17 protein-coding genes are annotated in these 17,963 nt (G+C 59.2%); 13 read left to right on the top strand and 4 right to left on the bottom strand.

What is annotated here, in order from left to right; all coding sequences use genetic code 11:
- From FJ398_15745 to FJ398_15795, 11 genes are all read left to right on the top strand, one after another.
- Window positions 1–1,952, top strand: a 1,952-nt coding sequence (locus tag FJ398_15745) for an efflux RND transporter permease subunit (protein MBM3839389.1), incomplete at its 5' end; no start/stop codon positions are given.
- 98 nt (window positions 1,953–2,050) lie between these two features.
- The gene (gene rplU, locus FJ398_15750) at window positions 2,051–2,362 is read left to right on the top strand and encodes a 50S ribosomal protein L21 (protein ID MBM3839390.1); all 312 of its coding nucleotides are present in this window, start codon (window positions 2,051–2,053) and stop codon (window positions 2,360–2,362) included.
- A gap of 4 nt (window positions 2,363–2,366) precedes the next feature.
- Entirely contained in the window at window positions 2,367–2,630 is a 264-nt protein-coding gene (locus FJ398_15755; protein MBM3839391.1) for a 50S ribosomal protein L27, read from the top strand.
- 207 nt (window positions 2,631–2,837) lie between these two features.
- Window positions 2,838–4,019, top strand: coding sequence for a GTPase ObgE (gene obgE, locus FJ398_15760; protein MBM3839392.1), 1,182 nt, complete (start codon window positions 2,838–2,840; stop codon window positions 4,017–4,019).
- 630 nt (window positions 4,020–4,649) lie between these two features.
- On the top strand, window positions 4,650–5,792 hold the full coding sequence (gene ychF / locus FJ398_15765; GenBank protein MBM3839393.1) for a redox-regulated ATPase YchF: 1,143 nt from the start codon (window positions 4,650–4,652) through the stop codon (window positions 5,790–5,792).
- A 37-nt stretch (window positions 5,793–5,829) separates the two neighbouring features.
- Entirely contained in the window at window positions 5,830–6,012 is a 183-nt protein-coding gene (locus FJ398_15770; protein MBM3839394.1) for a hypothetical protein, read from the top strand.
- Between the two features lie 69 nt (window positions 6,013–6,081).
- Window positions 6,082–6,774: a hypothetical protein gene (locus FJ398_15775; protein MBM3839395.1), complete on the top strand. Its 693-nt coding sequence runs from the start codon at window positions 6,082–6,084 to the stop codon at window positions 6,772–6,774.
- A 442-nt stretch (window positions 6,775–7,216) separates the two neighbouring features.
- Entirely contained in the window at window positions 7,217–8,308 is a 1,092-nt protein-coding gene (locus tag FJ398_15780; protein ID MBM3839396.1) for an NUDIX domain-containing protein, read from the top strand.
- Window positions 8,309–8,512: 204 nt separating this feature from the next.
- Window positions 8,513–8,866, top strand: coding sequence for a dihydroneopterin aldolase (locus tag FJ398_15785; protein ID MBM3839397.1), 354 nt, complete (start codon window positions 8,513–8,515; stop codon window positions 8,864–8,866).
- Window positions 8,867–8,917: 51 nt separating this feature from the next.
- Entirely contained in the window at window positions 8,918–10,006 is a 1,089-nt protein-coding gene (locus tag FJ398_15790) for a DUF1080 domain-containing protein (protein ID MBM3839398.1), read from the top strand.
- Between the two features lie 156 nt (window positions 10,007–10,162).
- Window positions 10,163–11,029, top strand: coding sequence for a histone deacetylase (locus FJ398_15795; protein MBM3839399.1), 867 nt, complete (start codon window positions 10,163–10,165; stop codon window positions 11,027–11,029).
- A 60-nt stretch (window positions 11,030–11,089) separates the two neighbouring features.
- On the opposite strand, the gene FJ398_15800 is transcribed toward FJ398_15795, so the two are convergent.
- Window positions 11,090–11,629 (bottom strand): peroxiredoxin, encoded by a 540-nt coding sequence (locus FJ398_15800; protein MBM3839400.1) that lies wholly within the window; start codon window positions 11,627–11,629, stop codon window positions 11,090–11,092.
- A 178-nt stretch (window positions 11,630–11,807) separates the two neighbouring features.
- Between FJ398_15800 and FJ398_15805 the strand changes: the two genes are divergently transcribed.
- Window positions 11,808–12,551: a response regulator gene (locus tag FJ398_15805; GenBank protein MBM3839401.1), complete on the top strand. Its 744-nt coding sequence runs from the start codon at window positions 11,808–11,810 to the stop codon at window positions 12,549–12,551.
- Window positions 12,552–12,566: 15 nt separating this feature from the next.
- Window positions 12,567–13,058, top strand: coding sequence for an HD domain-containing protein (locus tag FJ398_15810; protein MBM3839402.1), 492 nt, complete (start codon window positions 12,567–12,569; stop codon window positions 13,056–13,058).
- A gap of 104 nt (window positions 13,059–13,162) precedes the next feature.
- Here the strand turns inward: FJ398_15810 and FJ398_15815 are convergent, their stop codons facing one another.
- From FJ398_15815 to FJ398_15825, 3 genes are all read right to left on the bottom strand, one after another.
- The gene (locus tag FJ398_15815) at window positions 13,163–14,008 is read right to left on the bottom strand and encodes a leucine-rich repeat domain-containing protein (protein MBM3839403.1); all 846 of its coding nucleotides are present in this window, start codon (window positions 14,006–14,008) and stop codon (window positions 13,163–13,165) included.
- 171 nt (window positions 14,009–14,179) lie between these two features.
- Window positions 14,180–14,536 carry a DUF1287 domain-containing protein gene (locus tag FJ398_15820; GenBank protein ID MBM3839404.1) on the bottom strand — a complete coding sequence of 119 codons (357 nt, stop codon included), beginning with the start codon at window positions 14,534–14,536 and terminating at the stop codon, window positions 14,180–14,182.
- 66 nt (window positions 14,537–14,602) lie between these two features.
- Complete coding sequence (locus FJ398_15825) at window positions 14,603–17,545, bottom strand: M20/M25/M40 family metallo-hydrolase (GenBank protein MBM3839405.1); 2,943 nt, start codon at window positions 17,543–17,545, stop codon at window positions 14,603–14,605.
- Window positions 17,546–17,963 lie beyond the last annotated feature (418 nt).

The raw sequence follows: 17,963 nt of genomic DNA on the forward strand, positions 1-17,963 counted from the left end.
TCACCATGGCCTGGGCGGCGTTTCTTTCCATCACGATCGGGCCGGCGTTGATTGTGTTGATGACCGCCGCCCGAGTGGTTCCGGAACACAAACACCCCATCAGCCGCGTTCTACACCGGCTGTATTATCCTTGGGTCAGCATGCTGATGAGGCGGCAGTTTCTCTCCATTGCCATTGCCATCGCCGCGGTGGCTTCGGCGGTTCCTCTCTACAAGAAACTCGGTTCGGAATTCATGCCGCCTTTGAACGAAGGGACGATTCTCTACATGCCCACGACGCTGCCGACGATTTCCATCACGGAGGCGACACGGCTGATGCAGATCCAAGACCGCATCCTCAAACAGTTTCCTGAAGTCCTGACCGTTCATGGCAAAGCAGGCCGCTCCGAAACCGCCACCAACCCCGCGCCGTTGGAAATGTTCGAGAGTGTCATTCAGTTGAAGCCGGAAAGTGACTGGCGCAAATTGCCGCAACCGCGCTGGTATTCCAGTTGGGCGCCCGAATGGGCGCAGAAGGGCCTGCGCAGAATTTGGTCGGACGCGCGGCCGATCACCTGGGAGGAACTGATCGCCGAGATGGACGAAGCGCTCCAAATCCCCGGCCAGGTCAACGCGTGGACCATGCCCATCAAAGCCCGCATCGACATGCTCACCACCGGCATTCGCACGCCGATCGGCATCAAAATCTTCGGCCCGGATCTCGAAGAAATCCGCAAGCTGGGCGAGCATCTGGAATCCGTGATCCGCCAGGTGCCTGGGACGCGCAGTGTTTACGCGGAGCGAACCACGGGCGGCTATTACCTCGACATCGTTCCGAACCGCGAGGCCATCGCCCGGTATGGCTTGAACGTAGAGGAGGTGTTGGACTTGGTGGAGACCGCTATCGGCGGCATGGCTTTCGAGCGCACCATCGAAGGGCGCGAGCGTTATTCCATCAACGTCCGTTACAGCCGCGAACTGCGGGATGACGTGGACAAGCTCCAGCGCGTGCTGGTCCCGGTCATGATGAGCGCAACGGAGAATGGCGTGAACTCAGATTCGGCCATGACCAGCGCGACCGCTTCCCTGTCGCGCTCCTTTTCCGGTTCCGCTCCAGGCGGCATTCGGCAAATCCCGCTGAGCCAGCTCGTCGAAATGCGAACGACCAGCGGCCCGCCCGTGATCCGGAATGAAGACGGCGCACTGACGGGCTGGGTTTATGTGGACATGACCGGACGCGATATCGGCGGCTACGTCGAGCAAGCCAAGAAAGCTGTCGCGGAGAAGATTGAAAAACCGGGCCTGTTGCCAGCCGGCTACCGATTTGAGTGGTCCGGGCAATATGAGCACATGCTCCGGGTGCGCGAACGGCTCAAGGTGGTGGTGCCGGTCACGCTGGCGCTCATTTTCGTGTTGCTCTACATGAACTTCAAGAGTGTGGCCGAGACCTTCATCATTCTCCTCTCGATCCCCTTCGCGATGACCGGGAGCATCTGGCTGCTCTGGTTGCTGGGCTACAACATGAGCATTGCCGTCTGGGTTGGCATCATCGCGCTCGCCGGACTCGCCGCACAGACGGGCACCGTGATGATCATTTACCTGGATGAGGCCTTCCACGCGTACCAAAACGCGGGCCGGATGAAAACGCAGCACGATCTCTTCGAGGCGATCACTTACGGCGCGGTGCAACGCGTCCGGCCCAAGTTGATGACCGTGCCGATGGTGACGATGGGGCTTGTGCCTGCCTTGTGGGCGCACGGAGCAGGAGCGGAAGCCATCCAACGCATCGCCGCGCCCATGATTGGCGGCCTCATCACCAGCACAATCCTCACGCTCGAAATTGTCCCCGCGATTTACTCACTCTGGCGAGGCCGCCAGGTGGAATGGGTGCAGGGCCCTCGTCCGCCCCGCAAGAAATGGGAGGATCTGAGCCTGCAATTCGTCGAATGGGAGAAGCGGGCGCACGGTCAGTGAATCAGTTGTCAGTGATCGGTGATAAGTTGTGCAGAAATGAATCGTTGACACCCCAATGTGCTTTTGGTCTTATTTGGCCCCTTTGCAAAGGGAACTTTATGTACGCTGTATTGGAAACCGGCAGTAAACAGTATCGAGTCGCGCCGGGCGACCGCGTGGAGATCGAACGTCTGGACGTGCCCGCGGGCCAGTCCTATACGTTCGACCGGGTCTTGCTCGTGAACAATGAAGGGAAGGTCTCGGTCGGGTCGCCGACGGTGGCGCAGGCCAGTGTCGTGGCCGATGTCGTGGAGCACATTCGTGGCCCCAAACTCATCGCTTTCAAGATGCGGCGCCGCGAGGGTTACCACCGCAAAGTGGGGCATCGCCAGGAACTCACGGTCGTGAAGATCAAAGAAATCAAGACGTAGCGTTATGGCACACAAGAAAGGTCAAGGCAGCGTCCGCAACGGGCGCGATAGCGTCAGCAAGCGGCTGGGCGTAAAACGATTTGGCGGCGAGTTCGTCACCGCCGGCAGCATTCTCGTGCGGCAGCGCGGCACCAAGTTCGTCGCGGGAAAAAACGTCGGCACGGGGCGCGACTGGACTTTGTTCGCGCTAACGGATGGCCGCGTGGCTTTCGACAAGGACAGCCACCGGATCAACGTTTTGCCTGAGCCGGCTCCTGCGAGCAATTAACTCCAGTCTTCCAGATTTCACGGCGAGGTCATTGGCCTCGCCTTTTTGTTTTGTGGAGATTCAGAAGCCAACTGTAGGGCAGGCTTCCAGCCTGCCTGTCGGTTCCTGCACACAGAACAGGCGGCAAAACTGCGGCTAAGTGGTCATGGACATAAACACGATGACCACTAAGGCATCGGGACCGGCAGGATGCCTGTTCTACTTTGAATGTTTGTTGATGAAGTAAAGATTTTCGCCCGGGCCGGGCATGGCGGCAAGGGATGCGTCGCGTTCCACCGCGAAACGTTCGTGCCCAAAGGCGGACCCAGCGGCGGCAATGGCGGGCGGGGAGGAAATGTGATCCTCCAGGCCGACCACGATTTGAACAACCTCATCGCGCAGTATTATTCCCCGAGATTGATCGCGGAGAACGGCAAGGCCGGGATGGGCAAAGGCATGGATGGACGCGCTGGAAAGGATCTGATCGTGAAAGTCCCTTGCGGCACGCTGGTCTGGAAATTGCCCCCGGACTCCCCGCCCTGCGCAGTCGAGGAAACTTCCGCAGAAAGCGAAGAACCCGTTGCGCAGCCCCTTAAGCTTTCCACGGCGCAGCGGCCGGTTTTCCGGCGATCGGGCGGGATTCCAGCTCTGGAAATCGACCTGACGAACGAGCCGGAGAGTTCGGGCAGAACGGATTCCGATCCGGGGGGAGAATTGGTGGCGGACTTGGTGCGGCACGGCGAGCAATTCGTGCTCTGCCAGGGAGGCCGCGGCGGTTTGGGAAACCGCAACTTCGCCACGGCGCGCCGGCAAACGCCCCGGTTTGCCCAACCGGGCGAACCCGGCGGCGAGGGCCAATTCCGTCTGGAGTTGCGATTGATCGCGGAGGTTGGGCTGGTGGGTTACCCAAACGCCGGGAAATCCACGCTGCTATCCGCGATTTCTCACGCGCGGCCCAAGATTGCGCCATATCCGTTCACCACGCTGCACCCGCAGATTGGGATCGTGGAGTATGCGGACTTTCATCGGCTGACGGTCTGCGATGTGCCCGGATTGATCGAGGGCGCGCACCGGAACGTGGGTCTGGGGCACGCGTTTCTCCGCCACATCCAGCGCTGCAAGATTCTGGTGTTGCTGCTGGACATGGCCGGGACGGACGGGCGTGCGCCCTGGGACGACTATCACCAGTTGATCAATGAACTTGGACTTTACGATCCGAAGTTGCTGGACCGACCGCGCCTGGTCGTAGCCAACAAAATGGACGAGCCCGTGGCGGAGCGGAACCTGAAGAAGTTCAAACAGAAAGTTCGAAAGACGGGCGTCCTGCCCATCGCCGCGGCTTTTGGCGAAGGCGTGGAGAAGTTCAAAGACACCATTCGCGAAGCCGTGGTTTCGACCGGCGGGACTTAGCGCTGTCTGAAAAATGGGTGGAAGGGGCTACCAGCCCGTTTTTGGCGGCAACCTGCCGCCAAAAGGCCCGGCGGGCTGGTAGCCCGCCGCAACAGGCCGGTGGCCTGTTCCACCCAGAAGACAATTCTCAGACAGACCCTTAGCTTAGCTTAGTGGTCCGTTTCGTAAATACGCTCACGTTCGCGGCAAGGGATTTTTCGGCCAGACGAGGCGCGAGCGACGAGCATATCCCGAAGTGGATCTGTAAGGAGCAAGCAACGAAGTCTGGCGAAAAAGAACTGCCGCCCTTCGGGTTGCGCCGAATTTTGCCTGGGGCTGCGTTGCTCCTCGGTCACAGCCCCACTGGCGGGGGATGCTCGCTCGTCGCGCCTTGCCCCAGGCCAAATTGGGCGCAACGAACGTGAGCGTATTTACGAAACGGACCACTTAGCCATATCTATTCGGTTCAACCACGAATGAACACCAATCAACACGAATTCGGACGGAGATGAAGTGGCGAGGGAACGGATCAGCGTCGAGTCACGAAAAGGCAACCATTGACGTGAGGGATGTGAGGCGAGAAGGCGCCGGAACCTCTGTTCTCTCTGTTTCCTCCTGTTACAATACGAATCCGATTCTTGTGGTGGGCGTATGTTAAAAGCCGGCATCGTTGGATTGCCCAACGTCGGGAAATCGACGTTGTTCAATGCGCTGACGCGGTCGCACAAGGCGGAAGCGGCGGCTTTTCCGTTCTGCACGATCAACCCCAACCTGGGCGTGGTCGCCGTGCCCGATCCCCGATTGGAGGCGCTCGCAAAGATCGCGAAGTCCCCGGCTGTCGTCCACGCCGCGATTGAGTTCGTGGATATCGCGGGGCTGGTCAAAGGCGCGTCGCGAGGGGAAGGGCTGGGCAACAAATTCCTCAGCCACATTCGCGAGGTCGATGCGATCATTCAGGCGGTCCGTTGTTTCGAGGACGAGAACATTCCGCACGTGGCCGGCGCAATCGATCCGGTGCGAGACATTGAAACGATCTTCACGGAACTGGTCCTGGCGGATCTGGAGTCGGTCCAGAGCCGTTTGGAGAAAGTGTCGAAAGACGCCAAACGCGGAGACAAAGCAGCCGCGACCGAGATGGAGGTGCTCAAGAAAATCGAGCTTCACTTGAATCAAGGCAAACCGGCGAACACGCTGCGGCTGGCTCCGGAAGAGCGCGCCGCCGCGAAATCGGTTTTCCTCCTGTCCGACAAGCCGACGATTTTCGCGGCCAATGTCAAAGAGAGCGACCTGGCCGATGCGATTGGCATCTTCAATCGTGGGGAACAAGGTCTCAGTTCAACGAGCGCTCTCCACGTGTCCCAAGTCCGCGACTACACGCGCACCCACCACGGCTGCGAGACGGTCGTGATCTGCGCGCAATTGGAAAGCGATCTGGTCGATCTATCTCCGGACGAAGCAAGCGAATATCTTCGCGAACTGGGCGTCACGGAATCCGGCGTCGGGGCGTTGATCCGCGGCACGTATCATTTGCTGGGCTTGCGGACCTTCTTCACGGCGAATGAGAAGGAAGCCCGCGCCTGGACGGTTCACGCCGGGGACACGGCGCCACGCGCCGCAGGCATCATTCACACCGATTTCGAGCGCGGCTTTATCAAAGCCGAGACCGTGGCGTTCGATGATCTCACCCGGTGCGGCTCGTTGGCCGCGGCTCGCGAGCACGGACTGTATCGCGTGGAGGGCCGGGACTACGTGGTGCAGGATGGGGACGTGATCCTGTTCAAGTTCCATGTCTAACTTTGACAATGCGTGCCGCGGCTGGCATTTTGCCTGCATGAGCCGCTTGATTTGGAACCTCGGTTTGTCCCTGGTCGCAACCGTGTCGTGGGCGAGCGCGCCGGTCTCCGATTTTCATCTCCTGGACGCGAACCCCAACTCGGAACGGAGAAGCGCTCAGGTTTCTCCGCGCGACTACTTGCTTCAAGTATCGGGCTACTACTTCGGCGCTGCGGGGTGAGGTTATTGCAGTGCCCAGTTCGGGCACCTCCAATCTATTCAATCGGAACTCAAGGCGGCACGGCCGGATTTGAACATCGAGATTTTGGGAGTCAATCGCGAGGACCAGGAGCCCTTCAATTATTCCATAACGGCTGACCGCAGTCTTCCCTGGCTCCAGGACACGAGCATGGATCAAGTCTGGCAACGCTGGCAGGTAAGTTACCGCGATGTGTGGATTCTGGATTCGCAGAACCGTTTGTTCGCCGTGTTCAATCTGACCGAGAATGATCTGGCGGATGCCGAGAATCGCGAAAGGCTGAAACGGATTTTTCTCAGCGCAGCCTCGGTTGCGGACCCAGATGCCGACCAACTTCCGGACGATTGGGAACAACGCTTTCTCGGCGGCGCGGGCGCCATGCCGTCGGAAGATCCGGATGCGGACGGCGCCAGCAACTTCGCTGAATTCGCCTTTGGGACGGATCCGAAGAATTCCCGATCGGGTTCGCTGGTGCGGACGACACTGAGTTCGAGCGCCGGGCAAACTTTCCTCTCGCTCACGTTCCGCCGGCGAGCGGGATCGATTCTGGACTACATCGTCGAAACGTCCCCTGACCTGGAGCACTGGACGGCCAGCACGGCCGAGGTCGCCGTGAAGAAACAGCCGCGGAACCTATATGACGGCACCGGCACTTCGGAGGTCACCTACGGGCTTGTGAATCCGGTCAGCCAACGCCAGCACCAGTTCGTGCGCGTCCGCGCCGTGCCCCGCAAAAGGCCGTAGTCGTGTCTATTCAGTTTCGCTGGGGAGCGCACGCGCCCTCGCCGACCACAAGGGTGCCATCGAACAAATCACTATTCAGTGACCGTCTGCCGCCCCCTTCCGACCGGCGAGGCGCCGGGGTTCCTCGCTGATTCCAGTGGCCAACTTCTTGGAGTCATGAGATCGCCCCTTCCCCCTCACCCCGGCCCTCTCCCTTGGGGAGAGGGAGCATTGACCGCTGCGTCTCGAAGCGTCGAACGCCCCGGGTTGTCCTAGCGGGGATGCCTTTCCCCTCTCCCTGAGGGAGAGGGCCAGGGTGAGAGGGAAGGGGACGTTCGAAATCCACGACGCAGCCACTGAAGATAGCGCAGAACTGGCGCCGGTCGGAACACACGAGGGCGGCGTGCGCTCCCCGGTTCAACTCCATCGTTGCGGCGTCGCTTCGCGCGGCTAAGCTCCGCGCGTGATTCGCAACATTATCTTCGACTGGTCGGGGACCCTGGCCGATGATTTGCCCGCAGTTTGGAAGGCGACCAACGAGGTGTTCCGCCGCGCCGGTCTCGAAGAATGGACGCTGGAACGTTTCCGCGCCGAATTCTCCCTCCCGTTTACCGGCTTCTACAACCGATACACGCCTCACATTCCGTTGCCGCAACTCGAAGAATGGTTTCACGGACACTTCCGAACTGTGCAGGATTCCGTGAAGGAAATTCCGCACGCGCGGGAATTCCTGCAGCTTTGCCGGCAACGCGGCCTGCGCACGTTTCTCTTGAGCACGGTTCACGCCGATCATTTCGCGGCGCAAGCGGCTAGCACCGGTCTGGGCCCGTATCTCGACCGCGCTTACGTCGGCGTCTGGGACAAACGCGAGCGAATCAAAGAGGTGCTGGCTGAGAACCATCTGGACCCGCGGGAGACTCTTTTTGTCGGAGACATGCAACACGATATCGAAAGCGCCAAGCACGGCGGCGTTTTCTCGTGCGCCGTGCTCACGGGATACACGCACTTGGATCGGCTCCGCGCCAGCGCCCCGGATTTGATTGTCGAGCATCTCGGCGAACTCCGGGAAGTGCTGGAGCGGAGGAATTGGGAGCTTGAGATTGGCGCGGCAGGGTTGGCCGCGGCGTCCCCGGAATTGCCCATCACCACGGTCGGCGCGTTGATCTTTGATTCGGCCGGGCGGGTCCTGATGATTCGCACGCACAAATGGTCGAACCTCTGGGGTATTCCCGGCGGAAAGATCAAATTTGGCGAAACGGCTGACGACGCGCTGCGGCGCGAGCTCAAGGAAGAAACCAATCTGGATGTGACGCACATCCAGTTCGTCCTGGTTCAAGAGTGCATTCACTCCCGGGAGTTTTACCGTCCCGCGCATTTCATACTCCTGAATTACACCTGCCGTTGCGCGGGCGAGCCGGCGGTGGTGCTGAATGGCGAAGCGCAGGAATTTCAATGGGTCTCCGTCGCCGACGCCATGAAACTTGACCTGAATCAGCCGACGCGAAAGCTGCTCAACGCTGTGCGCAGCAGCCAGCATGAGTTAGCTCAGCCGTAACCATCAGGATGAAGCGCCAATCGCCCTCACCCCAGCCCTCTCCCCCATGAGAGGGAGAGACTTTTCTGCGCCGCTGGTTCGGCCACCGATCGGGGACCTTTTTCAGCGGGGGAAATGACCGTTCCCTCTCCTGGGGGAGAGGGCTAGGGTGAGGGCGATTCACCAATTCCCATTGAAATAGAAACGGCTTAGTGGCTCTAGCTAATGGACACAATTATTATCCAGGATCTGGCGGTTCTCTACCGCGTCGGGGCGCCGGATGCGGAACGCGCGACGCCTCAGAAGCTCCTGATCACGGTGGAATTGGGCTGCGACTTCTCGCGCGCGGCGGCGGCCGATGACTTGAAGCACACGATCGATTACCACGCCGTGTGCAACCGGCTGCTCGGTTTGGGAGAAGGACGCAAATGGAAATTGATCGAGACGCTGGCCGTCGAAATCGCCGAGTTGATGCTGGCTGAATTCGGCGCGCGGACGGCATCGGTCGAAGTGAAGAAATTCATCTTGCCCGACCCTCGCCATGTGGCGGTGCGCGTGACGCGGAGCCGTTCAGTTTAGTCTTGGAACTCGTTTGTGTTCCCGATAGCCAGTCTTGCGCTGCCACTTGTTATGAAATGCACTTCATTTGCGAGCGTGCCTTGGTCTGGAGCGTTCGCTCGGTTTGCCGGGATTGCGGCCATGAGCTTCCAACTCTCTGGCCTGGCGCAGCCGGATCCGTCCTGGAGGATTCACGACACTTCACGGCCGCGCCCGCCGGTCGTCCAGCCTGGAACACCCGGCACGCCGGAACATCCCGGACGGCCGCCTTCGGATGCGATTGTTTTGTTCGATGGGAAGGATCTGAGCCCGTGGTGCAGCCTCGACGGCAGCCCGCCCAAATGGACCGCGCGCGACGGTTGCCTGGAATGCGTCAAAGACAGTGGATACATTCGCACGTTGCAGAATTTTGGCGATTGCCAGCTCCACATCGAATGGGCCGCGCCGGCGCCCCCGAAAGGACAAGGGCAGGGCCGTGGAAACAGCGGCGTCTTCTTGATGGGCCTTTACGAAGTCCAGGTGCTCGATTCTCACGGAAACGCGACCTATGCCGACGGATACGCCGGCGCGATTTACGCGCAGTATCCGCCCCTGGCCAATGCGGCGCTTCCGGCAGGCCAATGGCAAACCTACGACATCATTTTCACGCGGCCACGCTTCAACGAGAACGGAGAACTGGTTTCCCCGGCACGGCTCACCGTGTTGCACAACGGCGTTCTGGTCCAAAACCATGCCGCGCTTTCAGGGCCGACCGGTTGGATGAAACGCGCGCCGTATCGCCCGCACCCGGACAAATTGCCGCTTTCGCTTCAAGACCATGGCAATCCGGTCCGCTACCGGAATATCTGGATTCGAGATCTGGAAGACGCGGGCCAACGGGAGTTTACCTACTCTACGAATGTTCTCGACCGCTACGTGGGGAAATATCGGTCGGGCGACGATTTGACGATCACGATTTCGCGGGCCGAATCCCAGCTCACGGCGCGATTCCAGTCGCCGGGAAAGGACAATTCGTTTGCCTTGTTCGCCGAATCGCCGGCGGCCTTCTTCATGAAATCGGTCGATACGCGGCTCCTATTCCAAACAAACGCCGCCGGCGTGGCCGATGGAATCACCCTCCACATCGGCGGGGAACGGCGCACGGCCAAACCGCTGCGGTAGAAGCCCAGCGCCCCGGCCGCGCAGGGGAGTTCAAAGTTTAAGGTTCAAAGTTTTCAACCACTTTAACCCATTCACCACCATTTAACTCATTTAACTCTCGCCCGTTGCAACGCTGTAACGTTGTAACGATTTCTGTTTTGCGGCACACTGGCCTATGTGAAAATCATCACTGACGAACGTTGCACGACCTATTCCTCGCCGGGCCACCCGGAGCGGCCCGCCCGCATCAGCAAAACCCTCGAACGGCTCCGCAGCCAGACTGATCTCGCCCTCAGCTGGGCCGAACCCCTGCCGGTTGAGGAAGAAATCCTGACCCGCGCCCATTCCATGGAACACCTCGAACGAGTGAAGTCCGCCGCCCATGATTTTGACGGAGACACTCCGGCGCACCCGAAGATTTACGAGCACGCGTGCCGTTCGGTGGGCGGCGCGTTGCAGGCATTGAAGGCGGCGCGCAATGGCGAAGTCGCTTTCACTTTACTGCGCCCGCCCGGCCACCACGCGACGCGCGACCGGGCCATGGGTTTTTGCTATTTAAGCACAATCGCGATCACGGCTCTCGAAGCGCGGGCGACCGGCACCGCCAACGTCGCCGTGTATGATTTCGACGTGCACCACGGGAATGGCACCGAAGCGATCCTGGTCGATCATCCGCACACCGCCTTTTACTCGATCCACCAGCATCCGTGTTATCCGGGGACGGGGACAAAAGACGTCGGCAGCAATTGCTTCAATTACCCGGTCGCGCCCCGAACCCCGCGGGAGGAGTATCGAAAAGTCCTGGCTCGCGCGCTGGAGGACTTGAAGAAGTTCAAACCCAATTTGGTGCTGGTCTCAGCCGGGTTCGACGCTTATGCCCGCGATCCGATAGCGCAGGAAACCCTGGAAGCCGAGGACTTCCATTGGCTGGGGGAATCGATCCGCAAACTCGGCATTCCCGCGTTGAGCCTGCTGGAGGGCGGTTACAGCAGCGATTTGCCGGACTTGATTCTGGCTTATTTGAAAGGGCTGATGGCGAAGTAAACAAAATGGGCCGGCGTCGTACCGGCCCACTTGGCGTCTGTAATCTGTTTGGCTTCGCGGCTATTTCTTCTCCGCGACGCCGAGATCCTTCAACTTCGAGGCGATATCGGCGCCGTGGGATTTGGTGCTCACCTTCGTGTCGATGTGGAGGATTTTGCCGTCTTTGCCGATGTAGAAGGTCCAACGTTCGGGAACGTTCCGTTGGTCGTGAATGACGCCGTAGGCGCGCCCCACGTCCTTGCTGGCGTCGGCCAAGATCGGGTAATCCGCATTCAGCGATTCCGCGAAGGCTTTGATTCCTTTTTCTCCGTCGATCGGATCACAACTGGCGGTAAAATAGGCGACGTCGAACTTGCGGATTTCTGCGCCGCTCTCACGGAGCGACTTGCACTCGGCCGTTCAGCCACCCGTAAAAACTTTTGGAAACCAGGCCAGAACGACGGCTTTCTTGCCCCTGAAGTCGGAGAGCTTGTACGTCTTGCCGTCGCTTCCGGGAAGATCGAAGTTCGGGGCCGGATCGCCCACTTTCAAGGGTTCACCCGCCCGGGCTGCGGGAGCGCCGCCACCCAGCCAGGCCGCCATACAAATCGTGATGCTCATGAGGGTGAATGTTTTCATAGGTTGACATGGAATGCAGTTCGCGCTGTTCGACGGAGGCGCAGCTTACACCAGCCCCAAAGAAAGTCCATGCGTAACTCATGAGCGATCAACGCGGCGGCGAGTCCGGCTTGACTTTTAGCTCTCTTACCGAAAATCTCGTTTTCAAAACGATTCTGTTATGTCGAGTGTTTCAGTCGCAATGGATCCCAGCGTGGCAAAGATTTTGGTCGTGGATGACGAGCCCATGATTTTGTCCGTGTTGAAGGAGCAGCTTCAACCGGAAGGCTTCAATGCCACGTTCGTGGACAGCGCCGCCAAGGCGTTGGATGCGCTCAAGCGCGAAAGCTTTTCCATCATTCTGGCCGACCACGAAATGCCCGGCATGACCGGCCTTGAACTGTTGGGCAAAGTCCGCGAGTCCCACCCGGATGTGATCCGCCTGATGCTCAGCGGACAACTCGAGGTCAAGGAGTTGCTCGATGCGGTCCAGTCTGGCGTGATCCACCGCTACCTGACCAAGCCCTGGCTTCTGGAAGAACTGCTGGTCGTGCTTCGCAATTCGGTCGCCCGCAAAATCTCCGCTTCCCGGCTTGAAGTGGGCGCACCCGAAGAAGCGGAGGCGGCCTCGGCAACCGAAGCTGCCGCCGCCAGGACTGAGGCGGGTGCCGCTCCGGCCGGCCTTGCGAGCGCGGACCAGGCGGATTGCTCGGTGGAGGCCTTCCTCAAGATTCTCAGCGAATTTCATCCCAACCTGGGCAACACCGCGACGCGCGCGATGGCCTTGTGCAAAACGGTCGGCGAACAACTGAGTCTGCCGGCGAGCCAGGCGCAAAGTTTGATCTGGGCTGCGGCCCTTCACGATATCGCCCTGGTGGGAGTGGACCGCCCCATCGTGCGCCGCTGGCTTCGTTCGCCGGACTGATGCACGGACGAGGAAATGGGCATCATTCGGAAGCATCCAAAGCAATCCGAGGAAATGTTGCAGAGTTATTCCATTTTCCGGGAGGCCGGCGAAGTGATCCGCTCGCACCATGAAAACTGGGATGGCACGGGCTATCCGGACCGGCTGAAGGGCGAGACCATTTCCTGGCTATCGCGCCTGCTCGCGGTTGCGGTTTATTTCTGCAGCCGGCACCAGGCCGCGGCACAGGTGTTGAACGACATCCAGACGCAGGCGGACAAGATGTTCGACCCCCACGCCGTTGAAGCTATTGCCAAAGCGGTGCCGGCGACGGAACTGCCCCGAGGCCAGCGGGAAATTCTGCTGGCGGAGTTGCAGGCCGGAATGGTGCTGGCGGGAGATATCTACAATACCAGCGGCGTGCTCGTCATCGCCAAAGGGAAGGAACTCACTGCCGCCTGGATCAACAAAATCCAAAATATCAATAACGCCACTCCGCTCAATCCCTACGTCCTCGTGTACTGTTGATCCCGCCAGCGCCGAGCTTGGTGCAAGGAAACTGAGAGCTTTCAGTCGAGCGTTTTACTCTCCGTTCACTCTGTTTCCTCCTGTGGAGTTTTTGAACTCTTGGATCAGTTCACTCTCACTCCGCGCTCCTGCAGAGCGGCGAGTTGCGTTTTCTTCGCCTCCGTGCTGAGCGGATTCCGTTGCAGATAGACCTTGAGGAACGGCGCGAACCGCTTTTCGCCCTCGACATCTTTCTTCACGATTTTGACCAACGGGGTGAGATCACGGATTTCGTTTCCCTCCAGAAAGAGATAATAGAGCCCGGTCAGGCCCTCCAACGGGGCCAGGTCCGAAATGACGTTGTTGTTCAAAGAAAGTGTCATCAAGCCTTTCAGATTCCCAATCTCGTCAACCGTTTCGATCCGGTTGTTGTCCAGGTAAAGCGAAGACAGCTTCCGCAGGTTGACCAGGGGATAGATGTCCAGGATCTGATTATGTCCAAGATACAAGGACGCCAGATTCGTGAGCGAACTCAAAGGCCGGATGTTCCTGACCTGGTTATGGGACAGCTCGATGTATTGGAGCGCCTTGACCTCGGCCAGCGGACGGATGTCGCTGATCCGGTTGTCCGCCAGGTTTAGATATTGCAGTTTCGACATGCCCTTCAGGGGCGTGAGATCCGTGACCAGATTCTCCGCCAGATCGAGCGAGGCGAGGTTCACGCACTTTTCGAGTCCGCTCAGGTCTTTGATGCCTTTCGCGTTGGCCTGGATCGTGGAGAGGTTAACGAGGTCCGCTTCGACAAGCGGCTTGTCGTTGTCGCGTTTCTCGAAGACGAATTTGCGGACGGCGGCTTCGAGGTTTTTGTCTTTGAAGATGGGCGGTTCCGGAGCTGCGGGGTCCGCCGCCCAGGAAATCGCAGAACAAAGCAGGAGCGTTGAAATGCAAGCAGAGAAATGTAGCCTGGTCATAGTACTAAGTTGGATCGATTGGACTGAGATTATGAGGAAGCGTCCGGTTATTCAAGCTCCGGAATCCGTCATTTGGTATCCCCAAGGTGGGGCGAGGCTCTTCCCGAGCCAATGCCATCGAAGAAAAGCTCCGCAGGAGCGTCGCTCCACCGTCGTTAACGAGGGTTACCGTCATTTGCCTGAAGCGGCCGCTTCGCCTTTTTTGATCCGGAAATGGCCTGTGATCTTGAATTCAAACAACCGGTCTTCCTCCTGCGTTCCCGCGCCAATGTTCTGAATCACGAAAGGCCGTCCAGCCGCGTTGGTCCGATCACTTACGATCATGATGTGCGGAAGATTGGGAGGCACAGTGCACGTCACCAGATCGCCGGGGCGATAGCCGCGGGACTCCGTCGAGATGGGGATTTCCCACCCGCGGCGTTTGAAGTAGGTCTGCAGGTTGGGGACGCGACGATGATCAATGTTCTTGTCCGGTCCTTTGAGTCCCCAGTTCTGTGGGTAACGCGAGAAGTTCTGCTTCATGTCCATCGCGAAGGGATCGATTCACCGCATTCCCTCCAATTCGTGGCAATTCGTGAAATTCGTGTCTAACGCCTATTTTCTGGCTTCCGGCGTCACTTTCAACTCGACCTTCTTTCCCTCGCGCAGCACGGCGATGGTCACAGGCTGGCCGATTTTCACGGCCTCCAGGGCGTAAGTATAATCGTAAATGTTCACGACCTTTTGCCCGCCGAACTCGACGATCATGTCGCCGCCTTTGAGTCCGGCTTTGTCCGCCGGGCTGCCGCCGCGCACGCCGGACAGCTTTACGCCCTTCACTTCCGTGGCGTAATCCGGGATCGTCCCCAAATAAGCTCGGAGGCCGTCTCGTCCGCCGCCGGGGCGGTCGCTGCGTTGCACCTTTGCATAGTCAGGACGGTCTGGTGCTTTGAGCAGGTCTTGAACAATCCCACGCGCGAATTTTGCGATCCGCTCGAGGCCGTCATAATTCAAGGTCGCTGCGTCGTCGGTCGGGCGGTGGTAATCCTCGTGGCTGCCGGTGAAGAAATTCAACACCGGCACGCCTTTCGGATAAAGCGCGGTCGCGTCCGTGGGCAGATAAGGATCATCCTGAAGAGTCAGGTTGAATCCGGCCGCGACGTTGCGTTTCTCAATCAAGCGTCGCCAGGCCGAGGACGAGCCGACGCCCTGGAGGATCAATTTGTTGTCGCGCAGGCGGCCGACCATGTCGAAGTTCAGATAAGCCAGCACATTCGTCAGCGCCACGGGGGCGTGTTCGGCGAAATGCGACGAGCCGCGCAGGCCCAGTTCTTCTCCGGACCAAAACGCGAAGATCAGGCCGTGCGGAAATTCACCCGGCTTCTGCTTTTTCTCCTCGGCCAGCGCCGCTGCCAATTCCAGCAGTGCGGCCACGCCGGACGCGTTGTCGTCCGCGCCGTTGTGGATTTGGCCTTCTTCTTCCTTTCGCGCCAGAGTGTTGTTCCCGCCGCGCCCCAGGTGATCGTAGTGGGCGCCGAACAGGAGGTAACTGTCGGGCTTCACGCCTGCGTTCGAAGGCAGAAGCGCGATCACGTTGCGGTCGGTCCTCCTGATTCGCTCCACGGCCGCCTTGATTCTCACCTTCACGCCGGGAATGAGGAATCCGCCTTCCGCGTGCGGGTTTTCCGTGTCCAGCCCGGTCTGCAAGGCCTGCAAGTTTTTGCCTGCCGCCGACAAGATGGCTTCAGCGGCATTCGCGCTCAGTGACGCCGCAATAATTCCTGAGCCGGTCAAACTGGCGTCCGAAGAAAGCGGCGCGAGCGCGCCTGGATTCGGCGAGTTCGGACCGGCGACAATGAGGATCGCCTTTGCGCCGTGGTTACGGGCGATGGTGGCCTTGTAGTGAAGCGCGGCATAGCGGTTCAATTCTTGCCGGCGTTTCGCCTCGACGTTTTCAGGAGCGTAGCGCAGCGCCAGGACGATGCGGTTGGAGACGTTCAGCCCGGCGTAGGAATCGTAGCCTTCGCCCGGCTTCCCCGGCATCGACAGCCCGTAACCGGCAAACACGACTTCGCCTTCGACCTCGCCGTTGTCCGTGAACGACAGCGGGCGAAGGTCATTGTCGCCCTCAAAAACCATCGTGTCCGTCACGTTGTCGCGCGGACGTTGAATCGAGACGTGATTCTGATTCGGAAGAACTTTGACTCCGGCGTTGAACTCGAATTCCTGGAAGAACGATCCGTTTTCGCCGAGCGGCGCAAGCCCAAGCGCCCGGAATTGGCCCGCGAGGTAATCGGCAGCTTTCGCGTTTCCCTCGCTGCCGGTCATACGGCCTTCCAAGGCATCCGACGCGAGAAATCCAACGTGAGCGCGGAGATCATCGGCGGAGATCGCTGCGGGAAAAGTCGGGCCGGCTTGGGCAGCCGCAGAGGCGGGCGGCACTCGGCGCGGCGAAGCGTCCAGGGCCACGACCGCTTCGGGATGTTTCCAACCCGCGAGAAACAATTGGGCTTTCGCATCGCTCGTCCGGTTTGACGTCCAGCAAAGGCGGTGTCCGCCCGGTGAGAAAACAGGCAGGCCGTCGAAACCGTCGGTGAAGGTCACTCGCACCGGTTCGCGTTCTCCGGCGGCATCGACGACGAACAATTCAAAATTGGAGAAGCCGAGTTTGTTGGCGGTAAAGATGACGTATTGGCCGGAAGGATGAAAAAACGGCGCCCAGGCCATGCAACCGAAGTCCGTCAATCGCCGGACCTCCGAACCGTCCGGCTTCATCGTGTAAATGTCCGCAATGGTGCCTTCGGCATTGAACCGCCGCCAGAGGATGCGCTGGCCGTCGGGCGAAAAAAAAGGTCCGCCGTCGTAGCCCCGCGTGGACGTGAGCCGCCGCGCATCGGAGCCATCCGCGTTCATGAGGTAGATTTCCGCGAAGTAGGACGGATCGAGTTTCAGCCGTTTCTGGTCTTCCGCAGAAAGTTTGTCCGGCGGATAGGCGTCGCGGATGGAGGTGAAAACGATTTTTGTCCCGTCCGGCGAATACGAAGCCTCGGCGTCGTAGCCGTAGGTGTTCGTGAGCCGGCGCAGTTGCGTGCCGTCGCGTTTGGCCGAGTAAATTTCCATCTGCTCGTCGTAATCCCAGGAGTAGCGGCGTTCCTTGCCGGTGGCGCGGAAGTCGAGTTCGGCCTGTTGTTTGGCCCTGGCTTCGGGGTCGTGATGGGTTGAGGCGAAGAGCACTTCGTCGGTTCGAGGCCGAAAGAAGGCGCAAGTCGTTTTGCCGATTCCAGGAGAAACCCGGTGGGTGTCGCCGGATTCAAGGTCCAGGATGTAAATCTGGTAAAAGGGATTGCCTGGCTCGCGTTCGCTCTGGAAAACGATCTGCTTGCCATCCGAAGAGAAGTAACCTTCCCCGCTGCGGCGACCGTCATAAGTGAGTTGCCGGGTGTTGGCGAGGAAGCGGGCTTCGCTGGCGGAGTTGGTGTTTTGAGCCGAGGCCGGCGAGTTTAGCGCGCTCCAGGCCGCACAGACGGCTCCAACGAAAAGTGAACAATGTCGTTTCATCCGGTGGCCAGATTCTTGCCACACCTGCGCAAAGAAGGCAAAGCCAACCGCAGCTCTTGAACCAGGTAGGGACGCGTTCCACCGCACTGGTGTCCAGCTTATAATTATTGATGATCAATGTCTTCCAAATCTCTGTATCGCTTGCTGGTTCGCTCTGCTGAACAAACGCCATATTTCCGAGCAAATTTCGCTTAAATTCCCTCGCTGATGAATTGCAACTTTCATGATTACGGCATCCACTCAGCGGAGGGGATGCCTCAAAATGCTCGGAAATTCTCAATCTGTACCTAATCGTAAAAAGTAGATTTGCTAAAAACGCGACTCTGAACTCCATATCGACAACAGATTGAACATGACGAATGACCTTCAGAACCGGGGGTTTCATGCATTTCGAACAGTTGTTAACTGGACACGAGTG

The organism is Verrucomicrobiota bacterium, from assembly GCA_016871535.1.
Taxonomy (GTDB): Bacteria; Verrucomicrobiota; Verrucomicrobiia; order Limisphaerales; family SIBE01; genus VHCZ01.

What these genes read in the sequence shown, in the direction of transcription:
- FJ398_15820 (MBM3839404.1), bottom strand. Translation starts at nt 14,536, where the DNA reads ATGGACATGAAGCAGAACTTCTCGCGTTACCCACAGAACTGGGGACTC.
- FJ398_15790 (MBM3839398.1), top strand. Translation starts at nt 8,918, where the DNA reads ATGAAATGCACTTCATTTGCGAGCGTGCCTTGGTCTGGAGCGTTCGCT.
- FJ398_15805 (MBM3839401.1), top strand. Translation starts at nt 11,808, where the DNA reads ATGTCGAGTGTTTCAGTCGCAATGGATCCCAGCGTGGCAAAGATTTTG.
- obgE (MBM3839392.1), top strand. Translation starts at nt 2,838, where the DNA reads ATGTTTGTTGATGAAGTAAAGATTTTCGCCCGGGCCGGGCATGGCGGC.
- FJ398_15770 (MBM3839394.1), top strand. Translation starts at nt 5,830, where the DNA reads ATGAGCCGCTTGATTTGGAACCTCGGTTTGTCCCTGGTCGCAACCGTG.
- FJ398_15755 (MBM3839391.1), top strand. Translation starts at nt 2,367, where the DNA reads ATGGCACACAAGAAAGGTCAAGGCAGCGTCCGCAACGGGCGCGATAGC.
- rplU (MBM3839390.1), top strand. Translation starts at nt 2,051, where the DNA reads ATGTACGCTGTATTGGAAACCGGCAGTAAACAGTATCGAGTCGCGCCG.
- FJ398_15825 (MBM3839405.1), bottom strand. Translation starts at nt 17,545, where the DNA reads ATGAAACGACATTGTTCACTTTTCGTTGGAGCCGTCTGTGCGGCCTGG.
- FJ398_15785 (MBM3839397.1), top strand. Translation starts at nt 8,513, where the DNA reads ATGGACACAATTATTATCCAGGATCTGGCGGTTCTCTACCGCGTCGGG.
- FJ398_15815 (MBM3839403.1), bottom strand. Translation starts at nt 14,008, where the DNA reads ATGACCAGGCTACATTTCTCTGCTTGCATTTCAACGCTCCTGCTTTGT.
- ychF (MBM3839393.1), top strand. Translation starts at nt 4,650, where the DNA reads ATGTTAAAAGCCGGCATCGTTGGATTGCCCAACGTCGGGAAATCGACG.
- FJ398_15810 (MBM3839402.1), top strand. Translation starts at nt 12,567, where the DNA reads ATGGGCATCATTCGGAAGCATCCAAAGCAATCCGAGGAAATGTTGCAG.